General features: G+C 64.4%; 22 protein-coding genes. 12 read left to right on the top strand and 10 right to left on the bottom strand.

What is annotated here, in order from left to right; genetic code table 11:
- Window positions 1–30: 30 nt before the first annotated feature.
- Together MYA_RS16595 and MYA_RS16600 are read left to right on the top strand one after the other, a co-directional pair.
- The gene (locus MYA_RS16595; protein WP_014724244.1) at window positions 31–864 is read left to right on the top strand and encodes a siderophore-interacting protein; all 834 of its coding nucleotides are present in this window, start codon (window positions 31–33) and stop codon (window positions 862–864) included.
- A gap of 117 nt (window positions 865–981) precedes the next feature.
- Window positions 982–1,206: a hypothetical protein gene (locus MYA_RS16600; RefSeq protein ID WP_014724245.1), complete on the top strand. Its 225-nt coding sequence runs from the start codon at window positions 982–984 to the stop codon at window positions 1,204–1,206.
- A gap of 37 nt (window positions 1,207–1,243) precedes the next feature.
- Here the strand turns inward: MYA_RS16600 and MYA_RS16605 are convergent, their stop codons facing one another.
- Window positions 1,244–1,825 carry an undecaprenyl-diphosphatase gene (locus MYA_RS16605; RefSeq protein WP_014724246.1) on the bottom strand — a complete coding sequence of 194 codons (582 nt, stop codon included), beginning with the start codon at window positions 1,823–1,825 and terminating at the stop codon, window positions 1,244–1,246.
- 437 nt (window positions 1,826–2,262) lie between these two features.
- Here MYA_RS16605 and MYA_RS16610 point away from each other — a divergent pair, with 437 nt between their 5' ends.
- From MYA_RS16610 to MYA_RS16625, 4 genes are all read left to right on the top strand, one after another.
- Window positions 2,263–3,003, top strand: a complete 741-nt coding sequence (locus MYA_RS16610) for an acetoacetate decarboxylase (protein ID WP_014724247.1) — start codon at window positions 2,263–2,265, stop codon at window positions 3,001–3,003.
- A gap of 53 nt (window positions 3,004–3,056) precedes the next feature.
- The gene (locus MYA_RS16615; protein WP_014724248.1) at window positions 3,057–3,842 is read left to right on the top strand and encodes a 3-hydroxybutyrate dehydrogenase; all 786 of its coding nucleotides are present in this window, start codon (window positions 3,057–3,059) and stop codon (window positions 3,840–3,842) included.
- Window positions 3,843–3,972: 130 nt separating this feature from the next.
- Window positions 3,973–5,190: a DUF3734 domain-containing protein gene (locus tag MYA_RS16620; protein WP_014724249.1), complete on the top strand. Its 1,218-nt coding sequence runs from the start codon at window positions 3,973–3,975 to the stop codon at window positions 5,188–5,190.
- A 59-nt stretch (window positions 5,191–5,249) separates the two neighbouring features.
- On the top strand, window positions 5,250–5,714 hold the full coding sequence (locus MYA_RS16625) for a hypothetical protein (RefSeq protein ID WP_014724250.1): 465 nt from the start codon (window positions 5,250–5,252) through the stop codon (window positions 5,712–5,714).
- A gap of 64 nt (window positions 5,715–5,778) precedes the next feature.
- Here the strand turns inward: MYA_RS16625 and MYA_RS16630 are convergent, their stop codons facing one another.
- Window positions 5,779–6,663, bottom strand: coding sequence for a LysR family transcriptional regulator (locus MYA_RS16630; protein WP_014724251.1), 885 nt, complete (start codon window positions 6,661–6,663; stop codon window positions 5,779–5,781).
- A 118-nt stretch (window positions 6,664–6,781) separates the two neighbouring features.
- Between MYA_RS16630 and argC the strand changes: the two genes are divergently transcribed.
- Window positions 6,782–7,729: an N-acetyl-gamma-glutamyl-phosphate reductase gene (argC, locus tag MYA_RS16635; RefSeq protein ID WP_011881124.1), complete on the top strand. Its 948-nt coding sequence runs from the start codon at window positions 6,782–6,784 to the stop codon at window positions 7,727–7,729.
- A gap of 216 nt (window positions 7,730–7,945) precedes the next feature.
- Here argC and MYA_RS16640 read toward each other — a convergent pair whose 3' ends face one another.
- Window positions 7,946–8,869 carry a LysR substrate-binding domain-containing protein gene (locus MYA_RS16640; protein ID WP_011881125.1) on the bottom strand — a complete coding sequence of 308 codons (924 nt, stop codon included), beginning with the start codon at window positions 8,867–8,869 and terminating at the stop codon, window positions 7,946–7,948.
- 118 nt (window positions 8,870–8,987) lie between these two features.
- Here MYA_RS16640 and MYA_RS16645 point away from each other — a divergent pair, with 118 nt between their 5' ends.
- The gene (locus tag MYA_RS16645) at window positions 8,988–10,073 is read left to right on the top strand and encodes a tartrate dehydrogenase (RefSeq protein WP_011881126.1); all 1,086 of its coding nucleotides are present in this window, start codon (window positions 8,988–8,990) and stop codon (window positions 10,071–10,073) included.
- A 292-nt stretch (window positions 10,074–10,365) separates the two neighbouring features.
- On the opposite strand, the gene MYA_RS16650 is transcribed toward MYA_RS16645, so the two are convergent.
- The 4 genes from MYA_RS16650 to MYA_RS16665 form a co-directional block, all read right to left on the bottom strand.
- Window positions 10,366–10,845: a nuclear transport factor 2 family protein gene (locus tag MYA_RS16650; protein ID WP_011881127.1), complete on the bottom strand. Its 480-nt coding sequence runs from the start codon at window positions 10,843–10,845 to the stop codon at window positions 10,366–10,368.
- 59 nt (window positions 10,846–10,904) lie between these two features.
- Window positions 10,905–11,519: a TetR/AcrR family transcriptional regulator gene (locus MYA_RS16655; protein ID WP_041494037.1), complete on the bottom strand. Its 615-nt coding sequence runs from the start codon at window positions 11,517–11,519 to the stop codon at window positions 10,905–10,907.
- Between the two features lie 720 nt (window positions 11,520–12,239).
- A complete protein-coding gene (gene tdh, locus MYA_RS16660) occupies window positions 12,240–13,268 on the bottom strand; it encodes an L-threonine 3-dehydrogenase (RefSeq protein ID WP_011881129.1) in 1,029 nt (342 codons plus the stop codon).
- Window positions 13,269–13,281: 13 nt separating this feature from the next.
- Window positions 13,282–14,481, bottom strand: a complete 1,200-nt coding sequence (locus MYA_RS16665) for a glycine C-acetyltransferase (protein WP_011881130.1) — start codon at window positions 14,479–14,481, stop codon at window positions 13,282–13,284.
- Window positions 14,482–14,641: 160 nt separating this feature from the next.
- Between MYA_RS16665 and MYA_RS16670 the strand changes: the two genes are divergently transcribed.
- From MYA_RS16670 to MYA_RS16680, 3 genes are all read left to right on the top strand, one after another.
- The gene (locus MYA_RS16670) at window positions 14,642–15,253 is read left to right on the top strand and encodes a helix-turn-helix domain-containing protein (protein WP_011881131.1); all 612 of its coding nucleotides are present in this window, start codon (window positions 14,642–14,644) and stop codon (window positions 15,251–15,253) included.
- A 127-nt stretch (window positions 15,254–15,380) separates the two neighbouring features.
- Window positions 15,381–15,758, top strand: a complete 378-nt coding sequence (locus MYA_RS16675) for a DUF2471 family protein (RefSeq protein ID WP_011881132.1) — start codon at window positions 15,381–15,383, stop codon at window positions 15,756–15,758.
- 100 nt (window positions 15,759–15,858) lie between these two features.
- Complete coding sequence (locus tag MYA_RS16680; RefSeq protein ID WP_041494038.1) at window positions 15,859–16,872, top strand: tyrosine-type recombinase/integrase; 1,014 nt, start codon at window positions 15,859–15,861, stop codon at window positions 16,870–16,872.
- Between the two features lie 140 nt (window positions 16,873–17,012).
- Here the strand turns inward: MYA_RS16680 and MYA_RS16685 are convergent, their stop codons facing one another.
- On the bottom strand, window positions 17,013–18,194 hold the full coding sequence (locus tag MYA_RS16685) for a DNA-binding protein (RefSeq protein ID WP_014724255.1): 1,182 nt from the start codon (window positions 18,192–18,194) through the stop codon (window positions 17,013–17,015).
- Between the two features lie 1,800 nt (window positions 18,195–19,994).
- Between MYA_RS16685 and MYA_RS16690 the strand changes: the two genes are divergently transcribed.
- On the top strand, window positions 19,995–21,359 hold the full coding sequence (locus MYA_RS16690; protein ID WP_011881135.1) for a replication initiation protein: 1,365 nt from the start codon (window positions 19,995–19,997) through the stop codon (window positions 21,357–21,359).
- A 95-nt stretch (window positions 21,360–21,454) separates the two neighbouring features.
- On the opposite strand, the gene MYA_RS16695 is transcribed toward MYA_RS16690, so the two are convergent.
- Window positions 21,455–22,516 (bottom strand): ParB/RepB/Spo0J family partition protein, encoded by a 1,062-nt coding sequence (locus tag MYA_RS16695; RefSeq protein ID WP_014724257.1) that lies wholly within the window; start codon window positions 22,514–22,516, stop codon window positions 21,455–21,457.
- Between the two features lie 23 nt (window positions 22,517–22,539).
- Window positions 22,540–23,202 (bottom strand): ParA family partition ATPase, encoded by a 663-nt coding sequence (parA, locus tag MYA_RS16700; protein WP_011881137.1) that lies wholly within the window; start codon window positions 23,200–23,202, stop codon window positions 22,540–22,542.
- Window positions 23,203–24,025 lie beyond the last annotated feature (823 nt).

Genomic DNA, 24,025 nt, shown 5'->3' on the forward strand with positions numbered 1-24,025 from the left:
CGCACCACCACAAACCATCAGGAGCACGGATTGATACAGAACACACCGGAGCGCACCGTGACCCGCGTGCGCCATCCGCTCAAATTCCGCTTGCTGCAAGTCGTGCGCGTGCGTGCGATCACGCCGCACCTGCTGCGCGTCACGCTCGGCGGCGCCGACCTCGCGGATTTCGAATCGTCGTCGTTCGACGACCACGTGAAGGTGTTTTTCCCGCCGCCCGGCGCGGAGCGACCGGCGCTGCCGACGCTCGGCGCGAACGGCCCGGAATTCCCGGCAGGCGAGCCGAAACCGGTCGCGCGCGATTTCACGCCGCGCCGCTTCGACCGCGCCGCCTGCGAACTCGACCTGGAGTTCGTGCTGAACCATCCAGGCCCCGCATCGCAATGGGCAGCGCAGGCACGCGTCGGCCAGTGGCTCGGTATCGGCGGGCCGCGCGGCTCGTTCGTCGTGCCGACCGACTTCGACTGGCATCTGCTGATCGGCGACGACACGGCGCTGCCGGCCGTCGCACGCCGCCTCGAGGAGTTGCCGGCCGGCGCGCGCGTGGCGGTGGTGCTGGAAGTGGCCGATCGCACCGCGCAAATCGCGTTCGACACGCGTGCCGACGTGCACGAAATCTGGCGCTTTCGCGCCGAACCCGACGCAACCGACACAACCGACGGCGATGCGCTGCTGAATGCGGTGCGCGAGCTGCCGCTGCCGTCCTCCGGCGATGGATACGTGTGGGCCGCAGGCGAAGCGCAATCGATGCGCGCGGTGCGTCAGCACCTGAGCGGCGAGCGCGGGATCGACAAGTCGCGCATCCGCGCGGCCGCATACTGGAAGCGCGGCGCAGCGGCCGTGCATGAAACGCTGGAAGACTGACGCAACGGGCGCTTTCGCGCGGCGGGCTTGGCATCGGCGCCGCGGCTGGTATATATGTATGTCTGCGACGCCGCTGTCGCGCGACAGCCGCCGCAGTCCGCCCAGGAGCGCCCGGTCATGACAAAAGCAAACCCCGCTTCGCCTTTCCTTCGCCACCTGAAGATCGCCGGCTATTGCGGCCTGGCGGCCGTTGCGCTCGCGCTGTTCGTCGCGATGTGCGCGATCCTCAAGGAAAGTTCGCTCGAACGCGACGCCGCCCGGCATACGGGCGAAACGCCCGAACTGCACGAAGCGGGCGGCGGCACGTCGGCGTCGGCCGACGCGGCCAAGACAGCCGGTTGACGTCGGCAACCGGCGCTTCACGCGCGCCGCAGCCCGCTCACGGCGTGCGCTCGCGCCCCATCATGACCGCGTGCACCGCGTCGCCGATGCGTTCGAGCAGATCGACGGCCCGGTAACCGTACAGGTGCGCAGCCAGCGCACCGGCCGTGCCGACCAGCACGCCGCCGACCATGTCGTACGGCCAGTGAACGCCCACGTACACACGCCCCCACGCGATCGCGACGGCCATCGCGGCCATCACGAATCCGGTGAGCCGCGTCGTACCGGCCAGCAGCATGCCGGTCGCGAGGCTCCATGCAAACGTCATGTGATCGCTCGGAAAGGAGCTGTCCGGCGCATGCGGAATCAGTTGCGTACCGACGCCGACCATGAACGGCCGCGGCGAAAACCAGAAATGCCCGACCACCTGCGCGAGCGCCAGCGCCACGCACGCGCCGGCGCCGGCTTCGATGGCCTGCCGCCGCGTCGGGCGTTCGCCGAAGATCCACGTCAGCAGCAGCATCGCAGGCAGTGCGTAGACGAGCCAGTCGGCGGCGAAAAAGGCGACGCGGGCCACCGCGGGGTGCGGCGCGGCGCCGGCATTGACGGCGTCGAACAGGGTGAGATTGAGGTTCTGCATGAATCCGGTCAGGTGTGGGCCGATGGGGAGACCGGGCGCGCCGGTCGGATGCGAACGATGCTAGTGCTCACTCGCTTATGTGATCGTTAACGCGCGACGACGGCAGCCGAAGCGGCCCGCGCGCGAACGCACTTAGAACGTGCACCGCAGCAAGAGTTCACACAATTGACATATTCCCGCGCCACCTTCGCCCGCGAAGGCTCACCTACCTTCCCGTAAATACTCACCTTTTTCATATCGCGGCATCGCTGCGTGCCCCGGAAATGCGGCCATCGCGGGCGATCGCCGTGGTTCAACTCACTCATCTCAACATTTACGCCGCAACGGATCCGAAATCGGCAACAATTAATTCCCGATGCGGCATCGCACAACGGCAACGCACAGGCATACGATTTAGACCCACTCACCCCCGTAGCGCTCGACAACAAGGAGTCCGCATGAAGCCCAGCGATGTCCGATCCAAAGCGTTTGCGATGCCGTTGACCAGCCCGGCCTTTCCGATGGGCCCGTATCGTTTCGTCGACCGTGAGTTCGTGATCATCACGTACCGCACCGATCCCGAGCGCTTGCGCGCGGTCGTCCCGGAGCCGCTACAGATTGCCGAGCCGCTCGTGCATTACGAATTCATCCGCATGGCCGATTCAACCGGCTTCGGCGACTACACCGAAAGCGGCCAGGTGATTCCGGTCGAATACAACGGGCAGGCCGGCGGCTACACGCTCGCGATGTATCTCGACGATCATCCGCCGATCGCCGGCGGCCGCGAACTGTGGGGCTTTCCGAAGAAGCTCGCGTCGCCGACGCTGCACGTGAACACCGATCACATCCTGGGCACGCTCGACTACGGCAAGGTGCGCGTCGCGACCGGCACGATGGGCTACAAGCACAAGGAACTCGACCTCGACGAGCAGATGAAGCATCTCGCCGGCCCGAACTTCCTGCTGAAGATCATCCCGCACGTCGACGGCTCCGCGCGCGTGTGCGAACTGGTGCGCTACTACCTGCAGGACATCAAGATGAAAGGCGCGTGGACCGGCCCCGCGTCGCTCGAGCTGGCGCCGCACGCGCTGGCGCCGGTGGCCGACCTGCCGGTGCTCGAGATCGTCGAGGCCCGTCACATCGTCGCCGATCTGACGCTCGGGCTCGGCGAAGTCGTCTACGATTATCTGGCTCAGTAACCAGCACGTCCCAGGGGCTTCCCCTGTCCATCCTTCACCACGGGAAATTCGAAATGAGCAACCTGAATGGCAAGACCGCAGTCGTCACGGGCGCCGCGAGCGGCATCGGCAAGGAAATCGCGCTGGAGCTGGCGAAGGCCGGCGCGGCCGTCGCGATCGCCGACCTGAACCAGGACGGCGCGAACGCGGTGGCCGATGAGATCAACAAGGCCGGCGGCAAGGCGATCGGCGTCGCGATGGACGTCACCAACGAGGACGCGGTGAACAGCGGCATCGACAAGGTCGCCGAGACGTTCGGCTCGGTCGACATCCTGGTGTCGAACGCGGGCATCCAGATCGTCAACCCGATCGAGAACTACTCGTTCGCCGACTGGAAGAAGATGCAGGCGATTCACGTCGACGGCGCGTTCCTCACGACCAAGGCTGCGCTCAAGCACATGTACAAGGACGATCGCGGCGGCGTCGTCATCTACATGGGCTCGGTGCACTCGCACGAGGCGTCGCCGCTGAAGTCGGCGTACGTGACGGCCAAGCATGGGCTGCTGGGGCTCGCGCGCGTGCTGGCCAAGGAAGGCGCGAAGCACAACGTGCGCTCGCATGTGGTGTGTCCGGGCTTCGTGCGCACGCCGCTGGTCGACAAGCAGATTCCGGAGCAGGCGAAGGAGCTCGGCATCAGCGAAGAAGAAGTGGTGAAGAAGGTGATGCTCGGCAACACGGTGGACGGCGTGTTCACGACGGTGCAGGACGTCGCGCAGACGGTGCTGTTCCTGTCGGCGTTCCCGAGCGCCGCGCTCACCGGCCAGTCGTTCGTCGTCAGCCACGGCTGGTTCATGCAATAACGTCGCGCGCCTTGCGCGCCTCCGGAACGGAGGCGCATCGCGAACCACGGCTTATTCTCGCAACGGAGCGCGTCGGTCGACGTCGCTCCGTTCATCCCCGCCGTCGACGGCGGATTTCCCGGAGCAACTGATGAAACCGCACGCGCGTACAGAAAAGCAGGCCGTCGATGCGACGGACCTGCGACACGAGGCCGGTGCACCGGCAACGGCGCGGTCGCTGCCATACGAAACGATCGCGCTCGTCCTGCAGGGCGGCGGCGCGCTCGGCGCTTACCAGGCCGGCGTATTCGAAGGGCTGCACGAGGCCGGCATTCCGCTCGACTGGATCGCCGGCATCTCGATCGGCGCACTCAATACCGCGCTGATCGCGGGCAACGCGCCCGAACATCGCGTCGAACGGCTGCGCGAATTCTGGGAGACGATCTGCCAGCCCGCGTACTTTCCCGCGATGCCGGCCGCATTCGAATTCGCGCTGTTCAACAGCATCGACCAGATCCGCACGTTCTTCACTGCATCGCAGGCCGCCAGCGCGATGATGCAGGGCCAGCAGGGCTTCTTCGTGCCGCGCTTTCCGCCGCCGCTGCCCGGCGTGTCCGATCATCCGGAGAAGATCAGCTGGTACGACACGTCCGCGCTGCGCGCGACGCTGCTCAAGCTGTGCGACTTCGACCGAATCAACTCGGGCGAGACGCGCGTGTCGGTCGGCGCGGTCAACGTCGGCACCGGCAACTTCGTGTACTTCGACAACGCGCGCATCCGGCTCGAGCCCGAGCACTTCATGGCGTCCGGCGCATTGCCGCCGGCGTTCCCGCCGGTCGAGATCGACGGCGAGTACTACTGGGACGGCGGCATCGTGTCGAACACGCCGCTGATGGAGGTGCTGCGCGCGCATCCGCGCCGCGACACGCTCGCGTTCCAGGTCGATCTGTGGAGCGCTCGCGGGCCGCTGCCGCGCACGATGGCCGACGTCGCGGAACGCACGAAGGACGTGCAGTATTCGAGCCGCACGCGTCTGGTGACCGATACGCTGCAACGCGAACAGCGCTTTCGCAACGTGCTGCGGCACGTGCTCGAACAGGTGCCCGAAGCGCAGCGCAAGAACGATCCGTGGTGCGTCGAAGCCGAAGCGATGTCGAGCGGCAAGAAGTACAACGTTCAACATCTGATCTATCAGCAGAAGGCTTACGAGCATCACTACAAGGACTACCAGTTCGGTCTGTCGACGATGCGCGACCACTGGTCCGCGGGTCTCGACGACATCCGCAAGACGCTCGCGGTCAAGGACGGCCTCGCGCTGCCCGTCAACGACGCAGGCTTCGTCACGCACGACATTCACCGCCACCGGTGATGCCGTCTGCAACGGGCCGCGCGCTCGCTGCGCCGGCCCGTTCTCATTTCCGATTCGACATGCCGATTTTTCTTGCGCTGTTTGCGCTCATCGCCCTCGGATGGGGGGCCGTTCATCTGTTTCACGTAATCGCCGCGCAGTTCGGCCAGCCAGTCGCGATGGCGGCCGCGGTGCTCGCCGCCGTCGCCGTGATCGCGCTGATTGCGTGGTGGCTCAAGCGCCGTCGCGACATCGCACCGAATACGCGGGAGCCGGGCTGGACCCATATCGAACAGCGCGGATGGGGCGAATTGCGCGTGTCCGCGACGCAAGGGCTGCTGTGGCTGTCGCACGACGGCGCGGACGGCCGCTATACGCTGTCGCAGCTCGACGGCTGCGACGCCAAGCCAAGCGACGGCCGCTGGTATCTGCTCGTGCGCGTGCGCGACGGAGTGCGAAGCGAGTGGAAGTTGCCGATGATGGACCGGCGCGATGCGCAGCGCTGGGCGCGTGTGTTGATGCTCGCGAAGGAGCATCGGCTGTAATGGCCGGCCACGGCGGCGCTCTCGATGCGTTGCTTTCGAGTGGAGGCTTACCCCCCGCGACTTGCTATCGCACGCCGAGCGCCCACAACGCGTCGAGCACGTGCTGCGTCGACCGCTCGACCGGGCCGGCACGATGGGCGATCCCGAGCTCGCGCCGCAACGCCGGGCGTAGCGGCCGCATGACGATACGCGCATCGGGCAGCGGCGCGCCGGCCTCGTGCGGCAACAGCGTCGCGCCGTAACCCGCGGCGACCAGACTCTTGATCGCATCGTTGTAGTTCAGTTCGATGCGCGGCTCGGGCCGGTGGCCGCCGAGCGCGAACCATTCCGTCGTGAGCCGCGACAAGCGGGTGGTCGCATCGTTGAGAATCAACGGACGCGCGGCCAGATACGCCGGCGTCGCCCGCGCCGGCGCTTGCCAGTCGGCGGGCAGAAACGCGAGCACCGGATCGCGCCGCCACGCGCGAATCGACAACCCCGCGACCGCCGGCTGCGGCAACGCGACGAGCCCGACGTCGAGCGTGCCCTGCGCAAGACGCGCGAGCGTGTCTTGCGACGTGAGCACGGCGATCTGCACGTCGATGTCCGGATGGTGCTCGCGCAGCCGCGCCACCGCCTGCGGCAACAGATGCGCGATCGCGCCGGTCGATGCGCCGAGCCGTACGCGCCCGGTCAATCCCTGCACTTGCCGCTCAACGTCGTCGAGCGTCGCTTCGACGTCGGCCAGCAGGCGGCGCGCGCGCTCGACCAACACCGCGCCGATGGCCGACGGCCGCACGTTGCCGCGCGTGCGCGACAGCAATGGCGCGCCGATCCTGCTTTCGAGTTCGGCGACATGAAGGCTGACCGTCGGCGGCGCAAGATGCAGCAGTTGCGCAGCGGCGACGAAGGAACCCTGGTCGGCGATCGCGACGAGCGTGCGCAGCCGGTCCAGACTGATCTCCCGCATTCCCACCTCTCGTTCAGGAACTCTGAATCCTGTGGTCAGAAAATTCAACTTTTCCAATTCTAGGCGTTCAGTGGACGATACGGCTTTCCCGAGGCCCGAAACGCGGAACACGACGATCATGAATCACGCCACTGTCTACATCGACGGCGACCAAGGCACGACCGGTTTGCAGATCCACGAGCGCCTGCGCGATCGCACCGACCTGCGGCTCGTCACGCTGCCCGATGCCGAGCGCAAGAATCCCGCGCGGCGCGCCGAAGCGATCAACGCATCGGACTTCACGATTCTGTGCCTGCCCGACGCGGCCGCGCGTGAAGCGGTCGGCTTCATCCGCAATCCGGCCGTACGCGTGATCGATGCGAGTTCAGCCCATCGCACCGACCCGGAGTGGGTCTACGGCTTTCCCGAGATGGCCGCCGGACACGCTCGGACCATCGCCGGCGCGCGGCGCGTGACCAACCCCGGCTGCTATCCGACCGGCGCGATCGGCCTGCTGCGGCCGCTGCAGCAGGCCGGACTGCTGCCACGCGACTATCCGGTGAGCATCCATGCGGTGTCGGGTTACTCGGGCGGCGGCCGGGCTGCCGTCGACGCGTTCGAATCGAACGACGCTGCCCGCGCGAAACCGCTGCAGATCTACGGCCTCACGCTCGCGCACAAGCATGTGCCCGAAATCCAGCAACATGCCGGCCTCGCGCACCGACCGCTGTTCGTGCCGGCCTACGGTGCCTATCGACAGGGCATCGTCCTCACCGTGCCGATCGAGCTGCGCCTTCTGTCCGCCGGCGTGACCGGTGAGACGCTGCAAGCCTGTCTTGCGCACCATTACGCCGGCGCGCGCCACGTCGACGTCATGCCGCTCGCGGACACCCGCGCGATCGCGCATCTCGATCCGCAAGCGCTGAACGGGACGAACGACCTGCGGCTCGGTGTGTTCGTCAACGAGGAGCACGGCCAGGTGCTGCTGTCCGCGGTGTTCGACAATCTCGGCAAAGGAGCGTCCGGCGCGGCCGTGCAGAATCTCGATCTGATGCTCGGGGCGATGAGTGTGGCGCAGGGGACGTGAGCTTTAGGTTTGGGCTTTGAACCCGGTGTCCTGCGCTTGAGCCTTCGGCGTTGGGTTGAAGGCAGGCACAATCGTCAGCCTGCAGGGTGCTTCGCCGCTGATCGCGCGTCGGCGCCCGCCGCAGGCCGTCGCACCTGTACGTGGTGGCAAGTCGGCAGGCGAGCATGATTCGCCGATGGCACTCATGCCCCCGTAAAAGCTCACCTTTCGCCGATTTCAGCCCGCATCGTTGCCCGCCGCGGCATTCAACCCGGCGAGCGCATCCGCCAGAAAGTCGACGCACACGCGCACCTTCGCGGAAGCCGCCACACGCTCCGGATACACCGCCCAGATGTTCGCCGGCTGAATTGCGTCCGGCAGCACGCGACGCAACTCGCCGCGCTCGATCAACGGACCCGCTTCCCAGATCGAACGCAGCACGATCCCGCGTCCGGCGAGCGCCCATTGCACGGCCACCTCGCCGTGGTTCGTCGACAACGCGCCGCCGACCTTCACCGTCGCCGTTTCGCCGCGCACGTTCAGCCGCCACACGCCGAGCGGATGGTCGCGCTCCTTGATGGCGAGACAGTCGTGCGACGCGAGATCGGCGAGCGTGCGCGGCGTGCCGCGCCGCGCGAGGTACTCGGGCGACGCGCACAGCACGCGATAGTTCGCCGCGAGACGGCGCGCGATCAGGTGATCGGCGATCTCGTCGCCGATGCGCACGTCGACGTCGTAGCCTTCGCCCACGACATCGACGAGCCGGTCGAACAGATCGAGCCGCACGTTCAGCTGCGGATAGCGCGCGGAAAAATCGAGCAGCGCCGGCGCGACGACATGCCGCCCGAACCCGAAGCTGCTCGAGATGCGCAGCGTGCCGCGCGGCACCGTGCGCGTGGTCGACACGTCTTCGACGAGATGATCGACATCGTCGAGAATCTTCTCGGCGCGCGCGAACACGCGTTCACCGGCGTCCGTGACCGTCACGCGGCGCGTCGAACGATGCAGCAGGCGCGTGCCGAGCTGCGCCTCGAGCAGCGCGATCCGCTTGCTCACGTACGCGGGCGACACCGCGAGCTGCTCGGCGGCCGCGCTGAAGCTCGTCAGGCGCACGACCAGGCTGAACACGCGCAGGTCGTCGAGGTTCGGTGATTTGTTCACGATTCGTGGAAAGTGGATTAACCTTTCGAGCGATTTTAATCTGAATGGAAATAAATAGAATGGCCGCATGTCCCGCTGCGCACGCCGCGGGCGCCCCTCATCAGTAAAGGAGACTTGCATGTCCGACAGCACCTACAGAATCGCCGTCATTCCCGGTGACGGCATCGGCCGGGAAGTGATGCCCGAGGGCCTGCGCGCCCTTGCCGCCGTAACGGCGCGCTTCGGCATCCGGTTCGAGTTCGAGCAGATCGACTGGGCGAGCTGCGACTACTACGCGCAGCACGGCAAGATGATGCCGGACGACTGGAAGGCGCAGTTGTCGGACGTGGACGCGATCCTGTTCGGCGCGGTCGGCTGGCCCGCGACGGTGCCCGACCATATCTCGCTGTGGGGCTCGCTGCTGAAATTCCGGCGCGAATTCGACCAGTACATCAATCTGCGGCCCGCGCGCCTGTTCGACGGCGTGCCGTCGCCGCTCGCCGGCCGCAAGGCGGGCGACATCGACTTCATGATCGTGCGCGAGAACACCGAGGGCGAATATTCGTCGGTCGGCGGCACGATGTTCGAAGGCACCGAGCGCGAAGTCGTGATGCAGCAGTCGATCTTCACGCGCCACGGCACCGAGCGCGTGCTGAAGTTCGCGTTCGAGCTCGCGCAGCGCCGCGCAAAGCGGCTCACCGTCGCGACCAAGAGCAACGGCATCGCGATCAGCATGCCGTGGTGGGACGCACGCGCTGCCGAAATGGCCGAGCGCTATCCCGATATCGCGGTCGACAAGCAGCACATCGACATCCTGTGTGCGCGCTTCGTGTTGCAGCCGGATCGTTTCGACGTCGTGGTCGCGTCGAATCTGTTCGGCGACATCCTGTCCGACCTCGGGCCGGCCTGCACCGGCACGATCGGCATCGCGCCGTCGGCGAACCTGAACCCGGACCGCACGTTTCCGTCGCTGTTCGAACCGGTGCACGGCTCCGCACCGGACATCGCGGGCCAGTACATCGCGAACCCGATCGCGATGATCTGGTCGGCGGCGATGATGCTCGACTTCCTCGGCAACGGCGCGGGCCGCGAACGCGAAGCGCACGATGCGATCGTCGCGGCGATCGAGGACGTACTGCGCAACGGGCCGCGCACGCGCGATCTCGGCGGCCAGGCGGCAACGCAGGAAGTCGGCGAGGCGATCGCCGCGCGGATCGCCGGCTGATCGGACTCCGTGGAAGGCGCGCGGCGCGCAAGATCGTCGGCGGTGAGATGCACGATCGGTCGTCGCGCACCTTTGGCGGAAGGCACGGTGTCGATGTCTGGTCAATAGGCGTGCTTTGCGCGTCCGCGCACTCGCACCGTTGGCTGCGAAGATCGATCGGTGAGTCGCCGCGCTCGAGTCGTCACACCGTCGCGCGCTAAAGCCATGTTCTCCCGAAAACGCTCACCTCAGCGCGGCTCCCGTATTCCCTCACCGTTGAACACGAACGCCGCGCGTCTTCCTGCGTGTTGCGTTACAACCCGAGATCGGACAGCCCCGGATGATCGTCCGGGCGGCGGCCCAGCGGCCAGTGATACAGCCGGTCCGCTTCGCGAATCGGCAGATCGTTGATGCTCGCATGGCGATGCGCCATCAGTCCGTTTTCGTCGAATTCCCAGTTTTCGTTCCCGTATGAGCGGAACCAGTTGCCCGCGTCGTCATGCCATTCGTACGCGAACCGCACCGCGATGCGATTGCCGTCGAATGCCCACAGCTCCTTGATCAGACGATAGTCGAGCTCGCGCACCCATTTCCGTTGCAGCAGGCCGACGATCTCGTCGCGGCCCGTCACGAATTCGGCGCGATTGCGCCACCGGCTCTGCGGCGTGTATGCGAGCGACACGCGTTGCGGATCACGCGTGTTCCACGCATCCTCGGCGGCGCGCACTTTCTGGCGCGCCGTCTCGAGCGTGAACGGCGGTACGGGCGGACGAACTTCGGGGGAAACGGACATGGGATGCTCCTGTGGAGGGTTCAGGCTGCATGCGGTCGCGCGCAGCCGGTCGGGAAACGCTAATTCGCTGCTCGCGACACCGTGTCGAGCAACAGTTCGGCGGTTGCGCGTGCGTCACGCGCGGCGGTCGGATCACCGTTGACGAGCGCCACGCCGATCGCACCGTCGATCAGCACGAGCCACTGACGCGCGAGGCGCGCGAGCCCGCGGCGCTCGATCGCCGCTTCATCGGCATACGCGTCGAGCCGCTCGCGCACGAACGCGAGCAGCCGCGCCTTGTGCATCCGCGCGACGACTCGCACCGGATCGTCCGGGTCCGCAATCTCGCCGGACGCGTTGAGGAACGCACAACCGTGGAAGTCAGGTTGCGCAAACCATTCGCGCAGCACGTCGAACATGCCGAGCAACTGCGCACGCGGCGACTTGCCGCGCGCCAGCGTCGCGTCGACGAACCAGGTCATCCAGCGCGCGTCGCGGCGCTCGAGCGCGGCCACGACCAACGCTTCCTTCGATTCGAAGTTCGAATAGAAGCTCTTGCGCGCGGCACCGGAGCGCTTCACGATCGCGTCGACGCCCGTGGCATGAATGCCGCCCGAGTAGATCAGCGCCTCGGCGGCGTCGAGCAGGCGGTCGCGCACGGGCGGTTCTGGGGTGAGGTCTTGGGGCGTGTTCATGCGTTTACAGTAGAACGATCGTTCTACCTCGTCAAGCTCGGGAGCGAGTACCCCTGCGGCTGGCAGGGCGTTGCTTCGGTCGTGGGATGAGGGGTGGATACGCGCGAGCGTATTTTTGTAGTGGTCGGTTTCCGGCTCGAGGCAGAGGCATCGCTTGCGTATCGGCATGCGATGCGCCGCGGACTCTTCGACGTATATCCGGCGTGGATAGTGAACGACCGGACATCGCACTCTGCGATGCCCGAAACGCTGGCTCGTCGTGCCGAGCCTGTCGCTGGAACCGAGGGGGTTGAGCGGTGAGTGGACCGAATCGCAGCCGGCTCACCGCTCGCCGTTCGATGCGGGCCGGCGTGCCTTATGGTGAGCTCGCATACGGTCGCTCTGCTCGCGCTCGACGTGGCGTGGCGAATCGACGGCATGCCGGCGTGATGACGCGGAAAGCATGCGCCCTTCGAGCACCGCAAGTTGAATAGAGGAGTGACGCGTAAGCGCGGCGGCGCGCGAAGCGTCGCTGCCTAGCCGTGACGCATGCATCATGGCCACGGATCAACCACTCGTACATGACGCACGCGCACGGTGATTACAGCGTCATACGAGATGCCATTGCGGCTCCCGAATATCCTCACCTCAAGCGTCTGTCGGCGCGGCAGGCTTCGACAAACGCTCGAGACGAAACGGCGCGGCGGCCGTCAAACGCGCCGCTCGTGCCGCTGCAGACGCTCACGCGGTCCAGTCGAGAATCACCTTGCCGCTTTCACCGGACAGCATCGCGGCGAAGCCTTTCTCGTAATCGTCGACGGCAAAGCGATGCGTGACGATCGGCGACAGGTCGAGCCCACTCTGGAGCATCGCGACCATCTTGTACCAGGTCTCGAACATTTCGCGGCCGTAGATGCCCTTGATCTCGAGCCCCTTGAAGATCACCTGATTCCAGTCGATTGCCGTCTGCGCGGGCGGAATGCCGAGCAGCGCGACCTTGCCGCCGTGATTCATCGCTTCGAGCAGGCTCGTGAATGCGCTCGGCACGCCCGACATCTCGAGCCCGACATCGAAGCCTTCGGTCATGCGCAGCTCGGCCATCACGTCGCGCAGCGACTCGCGCGCGACGTTGACAGCGCGCGTCGCGCCCATCTTGCGCGCAAGCTCCAGCCGATAGTCGTTGATGTCGGTGATCACGACATTGCGCGCGCCGACATGCTTCGCGATTGCGACGGCCATGATGCCGATCGGCCCCGCGCCGGTGATCAACACGTCCTCGCCGACGAGGTTGAACGACAGCGCCGTATGCGTCGCGTTGCCGAACGGATCGAAGATCGACGCGAGATCGTCGGAGATCTCCGGCGGAATCTTGAACGCGTTGAATGCGGGAATCGCCAGATATTCGGCGAACGCGCCCTCGCGGTTCACGCCGACGCCGACGGTATTGCGGCACAGATGCCGACGCCCCGCACGACAGTTACGGCAGAAACCGCAGGTGATGTGCCCTTCGCCGGACACGCGGTCACCGATCGCGAAGCCGCGCACTTCCTGCCCCATCTCGACGATCTCGCCGACGTATTCGTGGCCGACATGCATCGGCACGGGGATCGTCTTCTGCGCCCAGTCGTCCCACTTCCAGATATGGATGTCGGTGCCGCAGATCGCCGTGCGGCGGATCTTGATCAGCACGTCGTTGTGTCCGACCTCGGGACGCTTCACGCGCGTCAACGTGAGACCCGGAGCGCGTTCGAGCTTTGCCAGTGCTTTCATGGTCGCACCTCCGTCAGACGATGCCGAGCGACTTGCCGACGCGCACGAACGCGGCCACGGTCTGGTCGATCTGTTCGGCGGTATGTGCGGCGCTCATCTGCGTGCGGATCCGTGCGCGCCCGCGCGGCACGACCGGGAACGAAAAGCCGATCACGTACACCCCTTCGGCGAGCAGCTTGTCGGCCATGTTGGTGGCGAGCTGCGCATCGCCGAGCATCACCGGGATGATCGGATGCGCGCCGGGCACGAGCGTGAAGCCTGCAGCCGTCATCTGCTCGCGGAAGCGCACGCCGTTTTCGCGGACGCGCTCGCGCAGCTTCGCGCCTTCATCGCTGCCGAGCAGTTCGAGCACCTTCAACGACGCCGCGGCAATGCTCGGCGTGAGCGTGTTCGAAAACAGGTACGGGCGCGAACGCTGGCGCAGCAGCTCGACGATCTCGCGGCGCGCGGCGACGTAGCCGCCCGATGCGCCGCCCAGCGCCTTGCCGAGTGTGCCGGTAATGATGTCGACGCGCCCGTCGACGCCGCAGTGCTCGGGCGTGCCGCGGCCATGAGCGCCGATGAAGCCGACCGCGTGCGAATCGTCGACCATCACCAGCGCGCCGTATCGGTCGGCGAGATCGCAAATGCCTTTGAGGTCGGCGATGATGCCGTCCATCGAGAACACGCCGTCGGTCGCGATCAGCTTGTGACGCGCACCGGCCGCGTCGGCTTCCTTCAGCTTGGCCTCGAGATCGGCGAGATCGTTGTTCTTGTAGCGAAAACGCTTCGCCTTGCAGAGGCGAATGCCGTCGATGATGCTTGCGTGATTCAGCTCGTCGCTGATGACGGCGTCGTTCTCGTCGAGCAACGTCTCGAACAGGCCGCCGTTCGCGTCGAAGCAGCTCGAATAGAGAATGCTGTCCTCAGTGCCGAGAAACGATGCGAGTGCGCTTTCGAGCTGCTTGTGCACGGTCTGCGTGCCGCAGATGAAACGCACCGATGCCATGCCGAAGCCGTCCTGGTCGAGGCCGTCCTTCGCGGCGGCGATCAGGCGCGGATCGTTCGCCAGACCCAGATAGTTGTTCGCGCAGAAATTGAGCACACCGGCACCGCCGGCCAGCCGCACCGCGGCAGCTTGAGGGCTCGCGATCTCGCGCTCGGTCTTGTAAAAACCGTCCGCGCGGATCTGATCGAGCGTCCCGCGCACCTGGGCGAGAAAGGCATCACGCATCGCAAAGCTCCTGACAGGGTTCGCAAGCCGTCGCACGCCACTCGTGGCGGCAGCGCGACGGGCTGCTACTGTTATAGTCGGTCGTTCGGTTGACCGCATTTATCCGATATTCCGAACTTAAATTCGGAATATCGAACAACTCTAAGCGAACGGAAAACAAATGGCAAGTTCCTCCGCGCCGCGACGCACACCCGCCGGCGCCGCACCGCAGCCGCCGGCCGCGACGCCGCCCCGCGTCGGCGAGCAGATCCAGCGCCTGCGCAACGAGCGCAAGCTGACCCTCGACGATCTGTCACGCGCGGCCGGCGTATCGAAATCGATGCTTTCCGAGATCGAGCGTGACAAGGCCAATCCGACCATCGCCGTTGCATGGCGGCTCACGAACGCGCTCGGCATTACGCTCGACGAGCTGTTCTCGCAACCCAAGGCGCCGGAGACGATCCGCGTGGACGGCCCGCACGACATCCCGACGCTCGCAGGCCACGACGGCCGCTACCAGCTGCGCGTATGGGGCCCGATCGACCTCGCCGGCAAGTTCGAGTGGTACGAGCTGACGCTGCCGAGCGGCGGCGCGCTCGTATCGAACGCACACGAGCCCGGTACCCGCGAACACCTGACCGTGTTGCAGGGTGCGATGGAAATCGAAGCCGCCGCGGCCACCCGACGCCTGAAAGCCGGTGACACCGCCCGCTACCCGGCCGACACACCGCACGCGATCCGCAATCCAGGCAAGGCCGAAGCGCGCGCACTTCTGATCGTGATCCATCGCTGACGCTGCCGATAGTCGGCCAACTGGCCAGTTGCGGAAAATACTGTATGTTTGTACAGTACGAACATTCCGCCACGCATGGCCGGGGTTGGCGCACCGAGGCGCCCGTTCCGGTCGACAGGAGCCTGCGATGACAGAAGAACAAGATTTGGCCGCGCTCAGCTTCAAGGCTGCCGCGCACGACCTCGAACTGATCGTTCGGCACATAGCCGAGCGCTATATCCGCCACGGTGTACCGCTGTCGTGGCGCCTGCTGCACGCCATCGAAGCCGAGGCGCTGGCCGATCTCGGCTTTGCGAGCCGGCACGATGCCGGCATGCGGCAGCTGTTCGAAAGACCGTCGGACATGACCTTTCCCGAGACGGACGATCCGATTGACTTCGGCCGTTCCAACGCCCTGCCCGCGGTGTTCTCGTTCGCGGTGCTAGCGTACGAGGCAGCGGACAAAGCGCAGAACCATGCAGCCCGCGAGCGCGTCCACCGTCCGTCGAAGGCGTGGGGCGACTGATATTCGCCATGAGAAGCGCGGACTGCCGGCGCTCGCCCAGGCTACTGCCCGCGATGTTGCGCAAAGGGCTACCATGCACGCAACTAACGGAATAAATCAAATGTCTCTCCCCACATGCCCCGACACCCCGGCACGCCCTGAGGAAAAGGACTTGTTCGACCGCGGCGCATCCGACTGGATCGTCTCGCCCGACACCGCATTCGACGCGTGGCTTGCCATGCAGGAATACCGCCGCTCATCGGCCGACGTCTATCGCGCACAATGGGGGGCCTTTCTGGCCTGGCTGCGCGCCAATCAGAAAAACCTCGCCACCGTCGATACCGCGTCGATTGCAAATTTCGTCGGCGAACTACCGATCCGAAAAACGCAGCGCATGCGCTATTTGCGGTTGATCGAACGCGTGCTCGATCACATCCGGCAAACCGAACTGGCCTCGACCAACCCGGCCCGCTTCATCGCTCAGGATGGCGAAGCGACGTGGCGCCACGCGCGCGACAACGAGCCGACCGGTTTCCTGACGCCAGCCGAACGCGCGAAGTTGCTGGCCTACCTGTTTTCGCCCATCGGCGTGTCGGGCTCCGCGTACTGGAAGGAACGTCGCGACCGCGCGCTCGTCGCTGCGTTTCTCGGCGCCGGCGTGAAAACCGGCGAAGCACGGGTTCTTACTATTAGTTGCATAAACACGAGTGGGACATCGCTGCACATCCCGTCGACGCATCCGGATTTCGCACGTGAAACCCACCTCGCGTCATTTGCGATCGCGCTGCTCGAAGCCTGGCTCGTCGAGCGCAAGCACCAAAACATCGCCGGCGATCTCGTGTTCCCCGCATCACACGCCGGGCGACCGATGCACAAGGCGACGATGTTGCGTGCGATCGACGCGATCGTGGAATCAGCGGGCCTCGCATCGTCGCGCACTGCGCGCGCGAGTCCGCAGACGCTCCGCAACACGTATGCCGCGGAGCTGTTCGAGCACGATGTACCGCCGGAACGTGTCGGCAAATGGCTCGGCTTCGTGCGGCCCATTTCATCGAACCGGCTGCACCGTGCGTGGAAGAACTGGCGAGAGGAACTCCTCAACGGTGATGAGGCGGATCGGGACGAAACTCACTGAAGGGCGGCCGGCTGCTCACGGAAGTGATCCGTGAGCAGCCTTGATCCACTGGGCCTCACCGTTGCACAGCTCCCGAATAATCTCACCTTGATGATCCCGAATTACCTCACCTTGCGCGACGGCTGTGCGGCTTCGCGGTGTCAGTCGCGTGCAAACCGCGTAGCGGCTTCGAAACGGGATGGCCAGAATCCCGATGCATGGTCGCATTCGGGGCACGACACTTCGAACCCGTTGTCGCCATGCGACAACTCCGGCTCGCCATCGCAACGCGGGCACCGGCTCGGTACAGGCACCTCGTGATCCAGCGACGTCCCAATTGCGGAAAACGCGTCGGCGTCCAGTTGACCCGCATCAGCCAGACGCCGCATCAGCGCCGAAATCTCGGGGCTCATCCCGCGGCTCGCGCGTAACGTGTTCGCGTCACGCGTTGCGCGCTCGAGCTCGTCGCTCTGGCTGCGCAACTGTTCCTCGAGGCGATCGGCGCGCGCCTTCGCCGCGCTCAGCTGCTGGAGGAAATCGAACTCCTTGCGCTGCACATCGCGCAAGCCGCTCTGATAGGTCGACGCCATGCTGCGTAGCGAGTCCAGCTCCACCAGCATCGGTTTGACCCGGCGTTCGGCTTCGGCTACCGCATCCTTGATTTGCTGCGCGTAATGCTCGGTGCGTTGCTGCAACTCGGCTTGCAGCGCGTCGATTCGGTCGCGCAGCGCAGCGTTTTGCGTCTGCTCGGCATCGACTCGGCCCGTCGTCGCGGCCAGTTCTTTTTCGAGCCGTGCGATGGTGGCGAGGAGTGTGGCTTCGTTCGCCGAGCCGTGCGTCGACTGCGACGCCAGCTGTACTTCCAGTTCGGTCAGGCGCGCCTGCAACTGATCGTTACGGTTTTCGCTGCGTGCCAGTGCGGCTTCCAGCGTTTCCTGGCGGACCGCGGCGTCGCGTAAACGTTGTTCCGCGTCGATCATGCTCGAGCGGATTTGCTCGCGATCGCCATCGAGACTCTCCTTCGCTGCCTTCAGCGCCTCGTCATAGAGCGCGGTGAGCAAAGCCCCGGCTTTCTCTTCGACTGCTTTGGGAATCGCTGCGCCGTCGAGCTTGATTTTCGACGCGGCGCGAATCCGTTCCCAGAAATGATCGATGTCCTTCGGGATGTCGCTCGCGCTGCCGGTCTGCGTCAGGTCGCGAACGTTCGCGGCCGACGGCCGAATACCAAGATCGAAGAACAGGCGCTTGCACGCGTGTAGCGAGAGTTCCTGGCGTCGTGCACCGCTTGCGCGCAGCGATTCCAGCTCTCGTCGGATAGCTTCACGTATTTCATCCAGCGTCATGATGGAGCTCGTCGGTGTTCGATGTTGCGATCATAACGAAATACGTGTTCTTTGATACCTTATTTGGTTGGTCGTGGCGAATTTACGTCAATTTGTATGGCAGGCGTGGCTGTGCGTCGTTTTCGTCGATAGAGACCGTACATATCGTGAAACAAAGCGAAGATTGACCGCCAAGTCCTTGTTTTATCAGGATATACCTGAGGCCATCAAAAACACCGATATGTTTCACATGCTGGCGCATCTGGGCTACGGTCGGTGTTCGGCGAGTAGCGTCTCTGTGGAAAACTCGGTGAGCTGAGTCTTGAGAGTATTAGAAGTAAACACCCTTGAACCCTTAGTTAAAAACGTTAACGCCACCGCAGATCCTTATGCAGCAAGGCTTTCGAGCCGACAAGGTGAAGTTTTACGGGAGCCAAGGTGATCTTCTGCGGGAGCAGAAGTGATGGGGTTCGGGGAGCTGCGTGAGCCGATGCGGGAAAGGTCGTGAGCGGATTCGGGATCACAGTAAAACATCAAATTTGGCCAAGGTGAGGCTTTTCGGGAGCTCGCATCCTCAGAACCCTCATGGCGCCTGCATACACAGTTGTCTGCCTGTGCAGCGATGGGTGAGAACTTGCGGGTTCCGTTTCCCGCCCTGTTTTTGCCCATCTTTTAGGCAATTCCGACAAAAGGTGAGGTTTCACGGGACGTCACAGGTTTTTACTGTGAGGTTTTTCGGGAGTCTACGGTGTTTTTGCACAGAAAAAGTGCGCTCGAGCGCCTGTGGCCGGGGAAAGGTGAGTCTTTTCGGGAGCGAAGTGCGGGGTTTCCGGGCGGGATTCCGTTGAGGTGAGGTTTTTCGGGGGACGAGTCACAGGCCGGAGGAGCACTTCAAAGGTGAGCCTTTTCAGGAGTGTCAGTTGCACAAAAAGGCATCAGAGGTGAGCTTTTTCGGGACCCAGGAGGGTCTTGATTCGCCGGAAAGCCCACGGGAGGCGGCGAAAATCGGTTTTTTGCTGTGCCTCTGTTTGGCAAAGGTGAGATTTTTCGGGAGCGGCCATCGGGGCACCGTGCCGATTCATAGGTGCTACAGGTGAGGTTTTGCGGGAGGGTGTGTCGCCGAACTTGTGAGCCAGAGGATCTCGTAAGTACCGGGCGCGATTGACATTTTTGATACTGCGACGGTTACGGTGAGGTTTTTCGGGAGTGACGTTGGTGGCAGTTCCGACGTCGAATTCGTCGAAAAGGTGAGCGTTTTCGGGAGGAGCGAATACCTGAGCCTAGATGTGTCGGGGATGCCCCGGCTCCTCGCGCACAGTCTGTGGAGTCCATAAGGTGAGCGTTTTCGGGAACATCCGGTTTCCAGGCGCTGTACAATGCGCGCCCGCGGTTGCGAAACGATCTCGGCAGGCTTGTGGGAGCGGTCCTCGGCTGGTATCGCCGTTACGTCGGACGGACTTCGCGGGTGCGGTTTGCGTCGCTGTACATGCATACAGGATCCACAGAAGCATCCGCTGACGTCCCGGTGAGGCACGGGTCCCGCTGAGTCGTAAAATTACGACAAATCGAAAGGTGAGCCGATACGGGAGCAAGTTGCGCACGTGTCCGGCACAGGCGAAAATCTGTGAAGTTAGCGCATCCCGCGACACATCTGGATTGGCCCGAAACGCCGTAAATCCGGACTGGTGAGGGTTTTCGGGAGTCGGTTGGGGTGAGTGCGGCGTGACACGTCCGCATCACCGCGTATGGTGAGCATGTCGTTCTGGACGCACATCACCACAGGCGCTATCCTTCCGTGAAACTTCTCCTCCGACCCGACGCATGGCCACGAAGCGCGCCAAGAAAACCGATGTGGATGTGGTGAGTGCCAGTTCAGCCGAATTGCGGAAGGCCGTCGAGGCGATCGCGATTCAGCCGAAGAGCGGCAAGATCACCCTCCTGACCCGCAAGCTGTTCAATGTGCTGCTCGCCGTCGCGCAGCAGGCCGACGACTCGGGCGATACCTATCGCGCGCTGTTGTCGGACATCGTCGCCAATTCCGCCTTCGACTCGAACGACACCGCTCTGGTGAAGGAACACCTGCGTCGCATGGTGTCGGTCCAGGTCGAGTGGAGCACCGGCACGTCGAGCCAGAAGCCCGGCCGCAAGTGGGGGATCTCGACGCTGATCGCCGATGCGGAAATCCTCGAGGATCCGTCGACGCGCCGCGTATGGGTCGAGTTCTCGTTCGCGCCGAAGATCAAGAAGAAGCTGCTGGATCCGGTGCAGTACGCGCGTCTGAGCCTGCAGTTTCAGAGCCAGTTGCGCAGCAGCGCCGGCCTGGCGCTGTATGAAATCTGCGTACGCTATCTGACGAACCCGAGCCACCTGACGATGCGCGAGCCGTGGGAGTGGTGGCGCCCGATCCTGTCCGGCACGCCGGACACGGAAGCCGGCGACGAGGCGAAGCGCGAGTACAAATATTTCAAGCGCGACTATCTGCGTCCGGCGATCGCCGAAGTCAATGCGGTCACCAACATCTTCGTCGAGCTGATCGAGCATCGCGAAGGCCGGCGAGTTGCCGAGATCCAGTTCCGTGTGACCGAGCGCAAGCAGCCGATGCTCGCGCTCGACGAGCATCCGAACGTGTTCGACAGCACGCTGGTCGACCGTATGGTGAAGCTCGGCATCCCGCTCAAGGAAGCGCAGACGCTCTACGCCGACAGCGAGGAAAACCGGATTCGCGCGGCGCTGCAGATGACCGAGCAGCGGATGCGCAGCACGACGCTGCCGCCGGTGCGCAGTGCGCCGGCCTTGTTCAAGGACGCGTTGAAGAAGGGGTATGCGCCGCCGGTCGAGTCGGTCGACACGCTACCGGCCGGCACGCCGTCCATGAAGGCCGTTAGTGCGCAGCCCGACGATCTGAAGGCCCGCCTGCTGAGCGAATTCGCCGCGTTCCGCCGCAAGGAAGCGAAGGTGCTGTACGAGGAGCAGGGCGACGCGGAGCGCGAAGTGGCGCGTGAGTCGTTCGAGGCGGAAGTGTTGCCGACGATGGGCTCGCACCTGCGTGACGACTGGCGCAAGCGCGGCCTCGATTCCAAGCTGGCCGAGACGGCGTTTTTCGACTGGCTGGCCCAGAAGACCTGGGGCGAGCCGACGGACGGCGACCTGCTGTCCTTTACCCTGAATCAATCGCGGGCCGCCTGAGGCCCGCCTGCAGCGTCTCCGACTGACCGTGGCCGGCGGCCTCATGTCCAGCGGCGAGCGGGCCGCACGACTCGAGGCCCTGCCGGCCGGCTCGGTCAATCCGACAACAGCATCCGCTCGAGTTGCTCGAGGATAGCGTCGCGCTTCTCCTTCGGCAGGCCGCGCAGGCGCAGTTCGATGCGATCGTCGCCGTACGATTTGAGGTCGCCCACCGATTTGCCGCCGAGCTTGATCTCTAAGCGCTGCGCATAGCGCTGGCGGCCCGCCGGCTTCGGCGTTTCCTGCGCCGCGACGCGACCTTTGACGATGTCCGATACCTGACGCGTGCTGAGATCGTCGGACACGATCTTGTTGATCAGCCGTAGCGTCGCCTCGGTGCCGCGTGCATTGTGATAGCGGCCGACCTGATACGCCATGTTCGAGCCGAAGCGATCCGGACGCGCGACCATTTCCTGCATGACCGACTCCGGCAGTTTGCCGATCGACAGCGCAACCGCGACCGTCGATTCATCGAGGCCGAGATGTTCGGACAGTTCCTTCTGGCTCTGGAAATGTTTGTCGTCGAGGAAGCGTCGCCACACGACGGCATTGTCGAACACCGTCTGCGAATCGCGCTGCACGTTCAGATCGTAGCCGAGCTTGTAGCTCTGGATCCCGATAGGCACGTCGATCACGATCGCCTTGACCGATTCCTTGTTCGCCTCCTTCAGCGCGCGCACGCGGCGGCCGCCGTCGCTGACGAAATACGAGCCCGGATTGTCGTAGTCGGGGATCACGTGAATCGCCTGCTGCTGACCCTGCTTCGCGAGGTTCACTGCGAGTTCGGCGATCGACGACTTCAAATAGAAATGTCGCGGGTTGAACGGACTATGTTTGATTGCCTTCAGCGGCAGTTCGATCACTTGGCCGGGCGCATAGCGGTGCTCGAGGCGCCAAGCGCGATATTGCGGCGACTCGTCGGTCGACGCGTCGAGCAGGAACTCGGGAGCCGCAGCCTGCTGCGTCTCTTTTCGAGCGGATTTCGTTGCAGCCGGCGTAGCCGTCTCGGACTTGACGATACCGTCGATGGCATTCAGTCGATCAAGCGCCGTGCGCTTCTCGCTCGTCGTGATGTCCGGGCGCGCCTGGAAGCCCTTTGCAAATTGGGAGGGTTTCATGTGAATCCTTTATGCGCATAAAGTCAGGGCAGCATGGCGACGATTTCGTCGGCGCATGCGCGGATTTCCGCGGCGGCCAGCCGCGCGCCGCGATCGTTCATCTGCAGCACGGTCTGGCCAAGCGCCATCGCCTGCTTGTATGCCTCGCGGGTCGGGATTTGCGTCTTCAATAGCGGGAAGCCGAGTTCCTCGAGAGCCCGCTTGAGCTCGCGGGTCAGCATGCGCTTCTCTTCCGTCTTGTTGAGCAGGAACACGGCGCGCAGGTCTTCGTTCATCACCTGCGCCTGCTGGATCAGCTTGACGAGCCCGACGCTCGACCAATAGTCGGCAGGCGACGACGAAGTCGGGATCACGGCGATGGAGGCCGCGAGGAGCACGACACCGGAAACCTTTTCCGTGATCGACGGAGGGCAGTCGACGACGATGATGTCGTAGTCGTTGATGAACTTCTTGATCTCGCGATGGATCTGGCCGCCGGCTTCCGCAAGGTTGACGACGGGGAACGGGATACCTGCGTCGCTGTCACCCGATGCACTCGACCAGTGAACCAGTGTGTTTTGACCGTCTGCGTCGATGACGAGGACCCGCTTGCCCTTTTCATGGAATGCCGCGCCGAGATGCATGGCAATCGTGCTCTTCCCGACACCGCCTTTTTGTTGAGTGACTGCAATGATTTCCGCGGCCAATTTTCACTCCTGTTTTTGGTCGTTGGAATTCTACCGCACGATATTTATATTTCAATGAAATTGTGGTTCCGAAGATGTGCGTTAGCCATTTGGCAGGGAGGTTTATGCGCATAAACGTGCCGGGGCGACGGATGGGTAGCCAAGGAGGATGTTCGCGCCAGCGATTCGAGCGAATCCGTCGGGCGCTGCGGGGTAGCGTGATGCCGCCGAATGGAGGTGGATCCGATTGCCGCCATTGGTACGGTGTTCCCGTAACTGCGAGGTTGCATTCGGCGCCGCGCGCGCGAATGCGTGGGTTTGCGCGCATAAACTTCCGCGGCTCCTGGCGACGGCCGACGACGCGCCTTCGGCTCGAAGTAGGCAATGTACTGGCAAGTCATCGAGCCGCCCACGACGGCGGCAGCGGAACGACGATGACGGCAATGTTTGGATCGCTTTCACGGCTCGCCAAACCGCATACGCTTCCGGGCGTTTATGCGCATAAACCGGCGAGCGTGCTTGCCGTCAACGGTCGTTTCCCGGCGCGATATATAAATCGGCCGTCGCGTACGGCACTCCGGTCGCCGGGAGGACACGCTAGGCGGTTGCGCGTCACCCAATGGCTTGGATGACGTATCCGGCGAAGCGCCACACCTCGGCGCAGGGGCGCTCGATGCGCATAAGGCCGGCGTACGGCGCGCTGGCGCGTCATCGTTGGCACTCGCGCAATCATCGAGGCTCGTAGCAATTGCGCGCAACGTTCGCCACATTGGTCGCAACGACTAGGTGAGACACCCGCGGACAGCGCCCCCGCTTTCCGCTTTATGCGCATAAACCCATCGCA

This window comes from Burkholderia sp. KJ006 (assembly GCF_000262695.1).
Lineage (GTDB): Bacteria > Pseudomonadota > Gammaproteobacteria > Burkholderiales > Burkholderiaceae > Burkholderia > Burkholderia vietnamiensis.

Bases quoted from the DNA above. Each gene is read 5' to 3' on its own strand.
- MYA_RS16600 (WP_014724245.1), top strand. From the start codon at position 982: ATGACAAAAGCAAACCCCGCTTCGCCTTTCCTTCGCCACCTGAAGATC.
- MYA_RS16605 (WP_014724246.1), bottom strand. From the start codon at position 1,825: ATGCAGAACCTCAATCTCACCCTGTTCGACGCCGTCAATGCCGGCGCC.
- MYA_RS16610 (WP_014724247.1), top strand. From the start codon at position 2,263: ATGAAGCCCAGCGATGTCCGATCCAAAGCGTTTGCGATGCCGTTGACC.
- MYA_RS16615 (WP_014724248.1), top strand. From the start codon at position 3,057: ATGAGCAACCTGAATGGCAAGACCGCAGTCGTCACGGGCGCCGCGAGC.
- MYA_RS16620 (WP_014724249.1), top strand. From the start codon at position 3,973: ATGAAACCGCACGCGCGTACAGAAAAGCAGGCCGTCGATGCGACGGAC.
- MYA_RS16625 (WP_014724250.1), top strand. From the start codon at position 5,250: ATGCCGATTTTTCTTGCGCTGTTTGCGCTCATCGCCCTCGGATGGGGG.
- MYA_RS16630 (WP_014724251.1), bottom strand. From the start codon at position 6,663: ATGCGGGAGATCAGTCTGGACCGGCTGCGCACGCTCGTCGCGATCGCC.
- argC (WP_011881124.1), top strand. From the start codon at position 6,782: ATGAATCACGCCACTGTCTACATCGACGGCGACCAAGGCACGACCGGT.
- MYA_RS16645 (WP_011881126.1), top strand. From the start codon at position 8,988: ATGTCCGACAGCACCTACAGAATCGCCGTCATTCCCGGTGACGGCATC.
- MYA_RS16650 (WP_011881127.1), bottom strand. From the start codon at position 10,845: ATGTCCGTTTCCCCCGAAGTTCGTCCGCCCGTACCGCCGTTCACGCTC.
- MYA_RS16655 (WP_041494037.1), bottom strand. From the start codon at position 11,519: ATGAACACGCCCCAAGACCTCACCCCAGAACCGCCCGTGCGCGACCGC.
- tdh (WP_011881129.1), bottom strand. From the start codon at position 13,268: ATGAAAGCACTGGCAAAGCTCGAACGCGCTCCGGGTCTCACGTTGACG.
- MYA_RS16665 (WP_011881130.1), bottom strand. From the start codon at position 14,481: ATGCGTGATGCCTTTCTCGCCCAGGTGCGCGGGACGCTCGATCAGATC.
- MYA_RS16670 (WP_011881131.1), top strand. From the start codon at position 14,642: ATGGCAAGTTCCTCCGCGCCGCGACGCACACCCGCCGGCGCCGCACCG.
- MYA_RS16675 (WP_011881132.1), top strand. From the start codon at position 15,381: ATGACAGAAGAACAAGATTTGGCCGCGCTCAGCTTCAAGGCTGCCGCG.
- MYA_RS16680 (WP_041494038.1), top strand. From the start codon at position 15,859: ATGTCTCTCCCCACATGCCCCGACACCCCGGCACGCCCTGAGGAAAAG.
- MYA_RS16685 (WP_014724255.1), bottom strand. From the start codon at position 18,194: ATGACGCTGGATGAAATACGTGAAGCTATCCGACGAGAGCTGGAATCG.
- MYA_RS16690 (WP_011881135.1), top strand. From the start codon at position 19,995: ATGGCCACGAAGCGCGCCAAGAAAACCGATGTGGATGTGGTGAGTGCC.
- MYA_RS16695 (WP_014724257.1), bottom strand. From the start codon at position 22,516: ATGAAACCCTCCCAATTTGCAAAGGGCTTCCAGGCGCGCCCGGACATC.